The organism is Bacillus sp. CPT56D-587-MTF (genome assembly GCF_058792335.1).
Genome location: NZ_JBYTEF010000001.1, coordinates 3,426,293 through 3,436,201, shown reverse-complemented (window position 1 = coordinate 3,436,201; position 9,909 = coordinate 3,426,293). Strand labels below are relative to the sequence as shown.

General features: G+C 37.2%; 11 protein-coding genes. All 11 read left to right on the top strand.

Going from position 1 to position 9,909, the window contains the following annotated elements:
* Positions 1 to 187 precede the first annotated feature (187 nt).
* The gene (rimP, locus tag AC3WVZ_RS17615; RefSeq protein WP_000359096.1) at positions 188 to 658 is read left to right on the top strand and encodes a ribosome maturation factor RimP; all 471 of its coding nucleotides are present in this window, start codon (positions 188 to 190) and stop codon (positions 656 to 658) included.
* A 17-nt stretch (positions 659 to 675) separates the two neighbouring features.
* Positions 676 to 1,782 (top strand): transcription termination factor NusA, encoded by a 1,107-nt coding sequence (gene nusA, locus AC3WVZ_RS17610; RefSeq protein ID WP_000102604.1) that lies wholly within the window; start codon positions 676 to 678, stop codon positions 1,780 to 1,782.
* Between the two features lie 11 nt (positions 1,783 to 1,793).
* Positions 1,794 to 2,066 (top strand): RNase P modulator RnpM, encoded by a 273-nt coding sequence (rnpM, locus tag AC3WVZ_RS17605; RefSeq protein ID WP_000071127.1) that lies wholly within the window; start codon positions 1,794 to 1,796, stop codon positions 2,064 to 2,066.
* The gene (locus tag AC3WVZ_RS17600; RefSeq protein ID WP_001286523.1) at positions 2,067 to 2,378 is read left to right on the top strand and encodes a YlxQ family RNA-binding protein; all 312 of its coding nucleotides are present in this window, start codon (positions 2,067 to 2,069) and stop codon (positions 2,376 to 2,378) included. It begins immediately after the preceding gene.
* Between the two features lie 4 nt (positions 2,379 to 2,382).
* Positions 2,383 to 4,443: a translation initiation factor IF-2 gene (gene infB, locus AC3WVZ_RS17595; protein WP_233935216.1), complete on the top strand. Its 2,061-nt coding sequence runs from the start codon at positions 2,383 to 2,385 to the stop codon at positions 4,441 to 4,443.
* Positions 4,440 to 4,721, top strand: coding sequence for a DUF503 domain-containing protein (locus tag AC3WVZ_RS17590; protein ID WP_000582363.1), 282 nt, complete (start codon positions 4,440 to 4,442; stop codon positions 4,719 to 4,721). The genes infB and AC3WVZ_RS17590 overlap by 4 nt, the downstream gene beginning before the upstream one ends.
* A 15-nt stretch (positions 4,722 to 4,736) precedes the next feature.
* Positions 4,737 to 5,093, top strand: coding sequence for a 30S ribosome-binding factor RbfA (gene rbfA / locus AC3WVZ_RS17585; protein WP_000776437.1), 357 nt, complete (start codon positions 4,737 to 4,739; stop codon positions 5,091 to 5,093).
* Positions 5,094 to 5,179: 86 nt separating this feature from the next.
* Positions 5,180 to 6,103 carry a tRNA pseudouridine(55) synthase TruB gene (truB, locus tag AC3WVZ_RS17580; protein ID WP_000399352.1) on the top strand — a complete coding sequence of 308 codons (924 nt, stop codon included), beginning with the start codon at positions 5,180 to 5,182 and terminating at the stop codon, positions 6,101 to 6,103.
* Positions 6,104 to 6,146: 43 nt separating this feature from the next.
* Positions 6,147 to 7,118, top strand: a complete 972-nt coding sequence (gene ribF, locus AC3WVZ_RS17575) for a bifunctional riboflavin kinase/FAD synthetase (protein ID WP_000766706.1) — start codon at positions 6,147 to 6,149, stop codon at positions 7,116 to 7,118.
* A 100-nt stretch (positions 7,119 to 7,218) separates the two neighbouring features.
* The gene (rpsO, locus tag AC3WVZ_RS17570) at positions 7,219 to 7,488 is read left to right on the top strand and encodes a 30S ribosomal protein S15 (RefSeq protein ID WP_001229392.1); all 270 of its coding nucleotides are present in this window, start codon (positions 7,219 to 7,221) and stop codon (positions 7,486 to 7,488) included.
* Positions 7,489 to 7,648: 160 nt separating this feature from the next.
* Complete coding sequence (pnp, locus tag AC3WVZ_RS17565; protein WP_233935214.1) at positions 7,649 to 9,787, top strand: polyribonucleotide nucleotidyltransferase; 2,139 nt, start codon at positions 7,649 to 7,651, stop codon at positions 9,785 to 9,787.
* Positions 9,788 to 9,909: the final 122 nt, after the last annotated feature.

The following is a 9,909-nucleotide window of genomic DNA, read 5'->3' as shown; positions in this document are numbered from 1 at the left end:
ATTTCTGTCGTATATACATATTTTGTTACAAGTTTTACTTCTTAAATTTGGTAATACTAAGACAGATAATCCCTGCTGAACAGCAGGGGCTTTTGTTAGCTAACGAGAAAGAATAAGATAGACCGTTTTTAAATTGGCGGGGTCTTCTTCTTTTAAATGGTACATGACGGCAGGAAGGAGGCTGTTTATGGATAAGAAAGTCACAGAAGTTGTAGAAGCATTTGCGCAGCCGATCGTTGAAGAGTTAAATCTTGAACTTGTAGATGTAGAGTATGTGAAAGAAGGACAAGACTGGTTCTTACGCGTATTCATCGATTCTGAAAAGGGAGTCGACATTGAAGAATGCGGTGCGGTAAGTGAACGTTTAAGCGAAGCTTTAGATAAAGAGGATCCAATTCCTCATCTTTACTTTTTGGATGTATCATCTCCTGGAGCGGAACGCCCATTAAAGAAAGAAAAAGACTTCCAGCAAGCGGTAGGAAAACAAGTGGCAATTAAAACATATGAGCCGATTGATGGTGAAAAGATGTTTGAAGGAAAACTGCTTTCTTACGATGGTACAACAATAACATTATTATTAACAATTAAAACACGTAAAAAAGAAATCCAAATTTCGATGGATAAAGTCGCAAATGCGCGACTTGCTGTTACGTTTTAGTTAGAAGGGGGATCTTCATGAGCACTGAGTTATTAGATGCTTTGCTCGTATTAGAATCTGAAAAAGGCATTAGCAAAGACATTATTATTGATGCGATTGAAGCAGCTTTAATCTCTGCTTATAAGCGCAATTTTAATCAAGCACAAAACGTTCGTGTGAGCTTTAACCCAGAAGTGGGAACAATTCAAGTTTTAGCACGTAAAGACGTAGTAGACAATGTGTTTGATCCACGTCTTGAAATTTCTGTAGAGGAAGCAAGACAAATTAATCCAAACTACCAAGATGGTGACGTACTAGAAATTGAAGTAACACCAAAAGACTTTGGTCGTATTGCAGCACAAACTGCAAAACAAGTTGTAACACAACGAGTGCGTGAAGCAGAGCGCGGTGTTATTTACTCTGAGTTTAGTGATCGTGAAGAAGATATTATGGTAGGTATTGTACAACGTCAAGATGCTCGTTTCATCTATGTAAGCTTAGGAAAAGTAGAAGCTTTATTACCTGTAAGTGAGCAAATGCCTAATGAGCAATACAAGCCACATGATCGTATTCGCGTATTCATTACGAAAGTAGAAAAAACGACAAAAGGACCACAAATTTACGTATCACGTACACATCCTGGTCTTTTAAAACGTTTATTCGAAATGGAAGTTCCTGAAATCTATGATGGAACTGTAGAAATTCGTTCTGTAGCACGTGAAGCTGGCGATCGCTCTAAGATCTCTGTATATGCAGAGAACACTGATGTTGATCCAGTTGGTTCTTGTGTAGGACCAAAAGGGCAACGTGTACAACGCATTGTAGACGAATTAAAAGGTGAAAAAATTGACATCGTTCGCTGGTCAAATGATCCAGTTGAATATGTTGCAAATGCATTAAGCCCATCACAAGTTGTTAAAGTACTTGTAGATGAAGAAGAAAAAGCGACAACAGTAGTTGTTCCAGACCACCAGCTATCATTAGCTATCGGTAAGCGTGGACAAAATGCACGTCTTGCAGCTAAATTAACAGGCTGGAAAATTGACATTAAGAGTGAGTCTGATGCGAAACAACTTGGTATTGTAACAGAAGAAGATAGCGTAATCGCATTTGGATTTGATTCAGTGGAAGACGAAATCGAATAGAGGTGATGAGTATGAGCAATCGAAAAGTTCCGTTACGAAAATGTGTTGCAACGCAAGAAATGAAATCAAAACGAGAGCTCGTTCGCATTGTTCGTTCCAAAGAGGGAGAAGTGTCCATTGATTTAACTGGGAAAAAATCAGGACGAGGTGCTTACTTGTCGAAGGACAAGGAGAGCATTCTTCAAGCTCAAAAGAAAAATGTTTTGGAACATCATCTAAAAGCGAAAATCGACGGTTCTTTATATGAAGAGCTTCTTGAGCTTGTTGAGAAGGAGTCGAAATAAGTGTCCGATTGGAAATCGTTTTTAGGACTAGCAAACCGGGCTCGGAAAATTATTTCGGGTGAAGAACTCGTTTTAAAAGAAGTACGAAGTGGCAAAGCAAAACTTGTATTGCTATCTGAAGATGCGTCAGTAAATACTACAAAACGCATCACAGATAAAACTACGTACTACAACGTACCAATGAGAAAGGTCGAAAATCGACAACAATTAGGGCATGCGATTGGGAGAGATGAGCGAGTCGTTGTAGCTGTGTTAGATGAAGGCTTTGCGAAAAAGCTGCGTAGCATGCTCGATACAAATTACCGGGGGTGAAGGTATGAGTAAAATTCGAGTGCATGAATATGCAAAAAAACATAATATCTCAAGTAAAGATCTTATGACAAAACTAAAAGAAATGAATATCGAGGTTTCGAATCATATGACAATGTTAGACGATGAAGTAGTAAATAAATTAGATAATGAATATCAAACTGAAAAACCTTCTGTTGCAGATGAGTTTGAAGTAGAAGAAAAAGTTGTTCGCAGTAAAAAGAACAGCAATAAGAAAAAGAAAAAAGGCAAAGGAAACGAAGACAAACGTCAAGAGAACTTTGCTGGTAGACAACAAACTCAAATTGTAGAAACACCAGATAAAATTACTTTCTCTGGAAGCCTTACAGTAGGAGATTTTGCTAAAAAATTAAGCAAAGAGCCATCTGAAATTATTAAGAAGCTCTTCATGCTTGGAATTATGGCAACAATTAACCAAGACTTGGATAAAGATACAATTGAGTTAATTGCTAACGACTACGGTATTGAAGTAGAAGAAGAAGTAATTGTGAGCGAGACTGAGTTTGAAACATTCATTGATGAGCAAGATGATGAAGAGAACTTAAAAGAACGTCCAGCTGTAGTTACAATCATGGGACACGTTGACCACGGTAAAACAACATTACTGGATTCTATTCGTAACTCAAAAGTAACTGCAGGCGAAGCGGGTGGAATTACTCAGCATATCGGTGCATATCAAGTTGAAGTAAACGATAAGAAGATTACATTCTTAGATACACCTGGTCACGCAGCATTTACAACGATGCGTGCTCGTGGTGCACAAGTAACGGATATTACAATCCTTGTTGTTGCAGCGGATGACGGTGTTATGCCACAAACGGTTGAAGCAATTAACCATGCGAAGGCAGCAGGAGTACCAATTATTGTTGCTGTGAATAAAATGGATAAACCAGCTGCAAACCCTGATCGCGTAATGCAAGAACTAACAGAATATGAATTAGTTCCAGAAGCTTGGGGCGGAGATACTATTTTCGTACCAATTTCTGCAATTCAAGGCGAAGGCATTGACAACTTACTAGAAATGATCCTTCTTGTAAGTGAAGTAGAAGAATACAAAGCAAATCCAAACCGCTATGCAACTGGTACAGTAATCGAAGCACAGCTTGATAAAGGTAAAGGAACTATCGCGACATTACTTGTTCAAAACGGTACGCTTCGAGTTGGAGATCCAATCGTTGTTGGAACTTCATTCGGACGTGTTCGTGCAATGGTAAGTGATATTGGTCGTCGTGTAAAAGTTGCTGGTCCATCAACTCCTGTTGAAATTACTGGTTTAAACGAAGTACCACAGGCTGGAGATCGTTTCATGGCATTCGCTGATGAGAAGAAAGCTCGTCAAATTGGTGAATCACGTGCACAAGAAGCGTTAGTTGCACAACGTGGTGAGAAATCTAAATTAAGCCTTGAAGATTTATTCCAACAAATCCAAGAGGGTGATGTAAAAGAAATTAACTTAATCGTAAAAGCAGACGTACAAGGTTCTGTTGAAGCGATGGCAGCATCACTTCGTAAAATTGATGTTGAAGGCGTAAAAGTTAAAATCATTCACACTGGTGTAGGTGCGATTACAGAATCTGATATCATTTTAGCTTCTGCATCTAATGCAATTGTAATTGGATTTAACGTACGTCCAGATGTGAACGCGAAGCGTACAGCTGAATTAGAGAACGTTGATATTCGTTTACACCGTATTATTTATAAAGTAATCGAAGAGATTGAAGCAGCGATGCAAGGTATGCTTGATCCAGAATTCGAAGAAAAAGTAATCGGTCAAGCAGAAGTTCGTCAAACGTTTAAAGTAACAAAAGTTGGAACAATCGCAGGTTGTTATGTAACAGACGGTAAAATTACGCGTGATAGTGGCGTACGTATTATCCGTGACGGCGTAGTAATTTTCGAAGGACAACTTGATACGTTAAAACGTTTCAAAGACGACGTAAAAGAAGTTGCACAAAACTATGAGTGTGGTATTACAATTGAGAGATATAATGATCTTAAAGAAGGGGACATCATTGAAGCGTACATTATGGAAGAAGTGAAGCGATGATTATCGCTTCACTCTCATTCGAGTGTATGATTTACGATGTGCATTCTTTAAAAGAGAAACGTGCAATTTTACAACGTGTGTTAACTCGTGTGAAACAGCGCTATAATGTAGCTGTTTCTGAAGTTGGGCACCAAGATGTATGGCAACGTACAGAAATTGCAATTGTTTCCGTATCCTCAAATCGTGTTATCTGTGAAAAAGAAATGAATCGTGTACTTGAGTACATCGATTCATTTCCTGAAATTGAACGTACAATAACACATTTGGAATGGTATTGAATGAGGTGAAGAGTTATGAAATTACGTGCGAACCGTGTGGGCGAGCAAATGAAAAAAGAATTAGGCGATATTATCAGTCGTAAAATTAAAGACCCACGTATTGGATTTGTTACAGTAACAGATGTACAAGTGAGTGGTGATTTACAAATTGCTAAAGTATATATTTCTGTTTTAGGTGACGAAGAACAGAAAGAAAATACTTTAAAAGGTTTAGCGAAGGCAAAAGGCTTTATTCGTTCAGAAATTGGCCAACGTATTCGTCTTCGTAAAACACCGGAAATTACCTTTGAGTTTGATGAGTCTATCGGATATGGTCATCGAATTGATACACTTTTACATGAAATTAATAAAGACGGTAAACGTGAAGAATAATGGATAGACATTTGTCTATCCATTTTTTCAATGCAAAATAAGTTTTGGATATTTAATACGAAAGAATTATGATGAGGTGAACATATATGGAAGGTGTAGTATTATTACATAAGCCAAAAGGCATGACATCACATGATTGTGTATTTAAATTAAGAAAGATATTGCGAGAAAAGAGAATTGGTCATACGGGAACATTAGATCCAGATGTAACAGGAGTATTACCAATTTGCGTTGGAAGAGCAACGAAAATTGCACAATTTTTAACAAGTGAAACGAAAACATATGAAGGTGAAGTAACATTAGGGTTTTCAACGACAACTGAAGACGCTTCTGGTGAGGTTGTTGAAACGAAAAATGTAGATCGTACTATTACTCGTATGGAAGTAGAGAAAGTCCTTGCGGAATTAACAGGCACGATTGAACAAATGCCACCAATGTTCTCGGCTGTAAAAGTAAACGGGAAAAAATTATATGAATATGCAAGAGCAGGACAAGAGGTGGAACGTCCAGTTCGTACGATTACAATTCATGAATTCGTATTACTTGATGATCGTGAAGTTTTTGAAGGAGAAAATATTTCATTCCGTTTCCGTGTAACGTGTAGTAAAGGAACATATGTAAGAACGTTAGCTGTAATGATCGGGGAGAAACTTGGTTTCCCATCACATATGTCTCACCTTGTAAGAACGGCATCTGGTGAATTTTTATTAGAAGATTGCATATCATTTGAAGAAATTGAAGAAAACGTGCAAAATGGAACAGTAGAGTCTATCTTCATTTCAATTGATGAAGCATTAAGTAAGTTTCCAAAAATGGTTGTAGATGAAAAGCAAGCAGAGAAAATAAAGAATGGTATGTTCTTAAAGAATGAATTAGAAATAACAGCACCATTTATTACAGTGTTTGATAAAAATGATCGTTGCTTAGCAATTTATGAACATCATCCGAAACATCCTGGCATGTTAAAGCCGATGAAAGTACTTGTGAATAATCAAGAACTAAAGCTATAATGAATTATTGGAAGGATTATTACAGAAAAAGGTGAATTCAAGCGTGAAACTTATTCATTTAACTCATCCACATGAACAAAATAAATTAGAATTACCACCTACTGTAATGGCATTAGGATTTTTTGATGGCATTCATTTAGGACATCAATGTGTAATTCGAACTGCGAAAAAAATAGCGGACGAACGAGGATATAAAAGTGCAGTTATGACATTTCATCCTCATCCATCTGTTGTTTTAGGGAAAAAGGATGCGCATGTGGAGTATATTACACCAATGCGTGATAAAGAAAAAATAGTCGAAAGCTTAGGAATCGATATATTATATGTGATTAAATTTGATGAATCATTTGCAGGGTTATTACCGCAACAATTTGTAGATGATTATATTATTGGTTTAAATGTAAAGCATGTAGTAGCAGGGTTTGATTATTCATATGGACGTTTAGGAAAAGGAAAGATGGAGACTTTACCATTTCATGCAAGAGGGGAGTTTACACAGACTGTGATTGAAAAAGTTGAATTTCAAGAAGAGAAAGTAAGTTCTACAGCATTACGAAAGTTAATTCGAAATGGCGAAATGGAGCAAATTCCATCTATTTTAGGTAGAGCCTATACTGTAGCGGGAACAGTTATACACGGCGACAAACGTGGGCGTCAAATTGGTTTCCCGACAGCTAATGTAGGTTTAAGTGATGAGTATTTATTGCCACCTGTAGGTGTTTATGCAGTGAGATTAAAAGTTCACGATGAATGGTACGATGGTGTATGTAATATTGGATATAAACCGACTTTTAAAGAAGATGAGCGTCAATTATCAATTGAAGTGCACTTATTTGAATTTAACAAAGATATATACGATCAAAATGTTACAGTAGAGTGGCATATGCGTATAAGAGCAGAAAAGAAATTCAACGGTATTGATGAGTTAGTTGAACAAATCGCAAAAGATAAGAAAACAGCACAAGAATATTTTATGAGCGAAAAGAATATACTTGCTTTTTCAAATGAAAAGTAGTATTCTATGTTATGTACTTTATGACAACCATTGCTTGGCATTGCGACTCACCGACGCTTGCTAGGTAATTGGGGGTTTAATTAATAGGAGGTGAAATAGGATGGCTTTAACACAAGAACGTAAAAATGAAATCATTGCACAATTTAGAACTCATGAGACTGATACTGGTTCTCCAGAGGTTCAAATTGCTGTCCTAACGGAGCAAATTAACACTCTAAACGAGCACTTACGTACTCACAAGAAAGATCATCATTCACGTCGTGGTCTATTAAAGATGGTTGGTAAACGTCGTAACTTACTAACTTACCTTCGTAATAGCGATATCACACGTTACCGTGAATTAATCACAAAGCTTGGCTTACGTCGATAGTCAAAGAAGCGGGAATATTCCCGCTTTTTTGTTAGGTAAAAATATATCTTCTACGCTTTATAGCTTACTTAATTTTAGGCAATACTAGAGGTAGAATATTGTGATATACTATCCATTTACATAGAAGAATTGAATACTTTAAATTGAGAGGGGTACTTAAATGAGTCAAGAAAAGCAAGTCTTCTCGATAGATTTAGCTGGTCGCCAGCTAACAGTTGAAACTGGTCAGCTTGCAAAACAAGCGAACGGAGCAGTATTAGTAAGATATGGCGATACAGCGGTTCTATCTACAGCAACTGCATCAAAAGAAGCAAAAAATGTAGATTTCTTCCCACTTACAGTAAACTATGAAGAGCGTTTATATGCAGTCGGAAAAATTCCTGGCGGTTTTATTAAGCGTGAAGGTCGTCCAAGTGAAAAAGCAATTTTGGCAAGTCGTTTAATCGACCGTCCAATTCGTCCGCTATTCGCAGATGGCTTCCGTAACGAAGTACAAGTTGTCAGCATTGTAATGAGTGTTGATCAAGATTGTTCTTCTGAAATGGCAGCTATGCTTGGTTCTTCATTAGCGTTATCGATTTCAGATATTCCATTTGAAGGTCCAATCGCTGGTGCGACAGTTGGCCGTATTAATGGCGAATTCGTTATTAACCCAACAGTAGAACAGCAAGAACAAAGTGATATTCACTTAGTTGTAGCTGGTACGAAAGATGCGATTAACATGGTTGAAGCAGGAGCAGATCAAGTACCTGAAGAAACAATGTTAGAAGCAATTATGTTTGGTCATGACGAAATTAAACGTCTAATTGCATTCCAAGAAGAGATTGTACAAGCTGTAGGTAAAGAGAAATCAGAAGTGAAACTTTATGAAGTTGACGCTGATCTTAACCAAGCTGTACGTGAAATGGCTGAAGAAGATATGCATTCAGCAATTCAAGTACATGAGAAACATGCACGTGAAGATGCAATTAACGAAGTGAAAAAGCGTGTTATTGAGCATTACGAAGCGCAGGAAGCTGACGCTGATACATTAGGACAAGTAAATGAGATTTTATATAAAATTGTAAAAGAAGAAGTACGTCGTCTTATTACAGTTGAAAAAATCCGTCCAGATGGCCGTAAAGGTGACGAAATCCGTCCATTAGCATCAGAGGTTGGTATTTTATCTCGTACACACGGTTCTGGTTTGTTCACTCGTGGACAAACACAAGCATTAAGTATTTGTACATTAGGTGCATTAGGCGATGTGCAAATTTTAGATGGTCTTGGTGTAGAAGAATCAAAACGCTTTATGCACCATTACAATTTCCCATCATTTAGTGTTGGTGAAACAAGACCAATGCGTGGACCAGGTCGTCGTGAAATCGGTCACGGTGCACTAGGAGAACGCGCACTTGAGCCTGTAATTCCATCTGAAAAAGATTTCCCATACACAGTACGTCTTGTATCTGAAGTTTTAGAATCAAATGGTTCTACTTCACAAGCAAGTATTTGTGGTAGTACTTTAGCAATGATGGATGCTGGTGTTCCACTTAAAGCTCCAGTTGCAGGTATTGCAATGGGTCTAGTTAAAACTGGTGAGCATTACACAATTTTATCTGATATTCAAGGTATGGAAGATCATTTAGGTGATATGGACTTTAAAGTAGCAGGCACAGCACAAGGTGTAACTGCACTACAAATGGACATTAAAATCGATGGTCTATCTCGTGAAATTTTAGAAGAGGCATTACAACAAGCGAAAGTTGGTCGTGTGCACATTCTAAATCATATGTTATCTGTTATTCCAGAGCCACGCACTGAATTATCAGCGTACGCTCCAAAGATTATTACAATGACAATTAATCCAGATAAAATCCGTGACGTTATCGGACCGAGCGGTAAACAAATCAATAAAATTATTGAAGAAACTGGCGTTAAAATTGACATCGAGCAAGATGGCACAGTATTCATTTCTTCAATAAACCAAGAAATGAACGACAAAACTAAGAAAATTATCGAAGATATCGTTCGCGAAGTACAAGTAGGTGAAATCTACGAAGGAAAAGTGAAACGTGTTGAGAAATTCGGTGCTTTCGTTGAATTATTCAGCGGTAAAGATGGATTAGTTCATATTTCTGAACTTGCACTTGAGCGTGTAGGTAAAGTAGAAGACGTTGTAAAAATCGGTGATGTAATTACAGTTAAAGTTATCGAGATTGACAAGCAAGGTCGCGTAAATCTATCTAGAAAAGTATTGCTAAAAGAAGAGCAAGAAAAAGAAGCTGCTAAAGAAGAAAACAAACAAGAGCAGCAATAAGTAAAAGCCAGTTTAACTGGCTTTTTTTGTTATGTAAAAATATGATTTATATATATTTTTATGTCAGCATAGGTATAGTTTTCATTATAACGCTCAAATTAACAAAGATAAGAAGAAAATGT

Coding starts and splice junctions, on each gene's coding strand:
- rimP (WP_000359096.1), top strand. CDS start 188: ATGGATAAGAAAGTCACAGAAGTTGTAGAAGCATTTGCGCAGCCGATC.
- nusA (WP_000102604.1), top strand. CDS start 676: ATGAGCACTGAGTTATTAGATGCTTTGCTCGTATTAGAATCTGAAAAA.
- rnpM (WP_000071127.1), top strand. CDS start 1,794: ATGAGCAATCGAAAAGTTCCGTTACGAAAATGTGTTGCAACGCAAGAA.
- infB (WP_233935216.1), top strand. CDS start 2,383: ATGAGTAAAATTCGAGTGCATGAATATGCAAAAAAACATAATATCTCA.
- AC3WVZ_RS17590 (WP_000582363.1), top strand. CDS start 4,440: ATGATTATCGCTTCACTCTCATTCGAGTGTATGATTTACGATGTGCAT.
- rbfA (WP_000776437.1), top strand. CDS start 4,737: ATGAAATTACGTGCGAACCGTGTGGGCGAGCAAATGAAAAAAGAATTA.
- truB (WP_000399352.1), top strand. CDS start 5,180: ATGGAAGGTGTAGTATTATTACATAAGCCAAAAGGCATGACATCACAT.
- rpsO (WP_001229392.1), top strand. CDS start 7,219: ATGGCTTTAACACAAGAACGTAAAAATGAAATCATTGCACAATTTAGA.
- pnp (WP_233935214.1), top strand. CDS start 7,649: ATGAGTCAAGAAAAGCAAGTCTTCTCGATAGATTTAGCTGGTCGCCAG.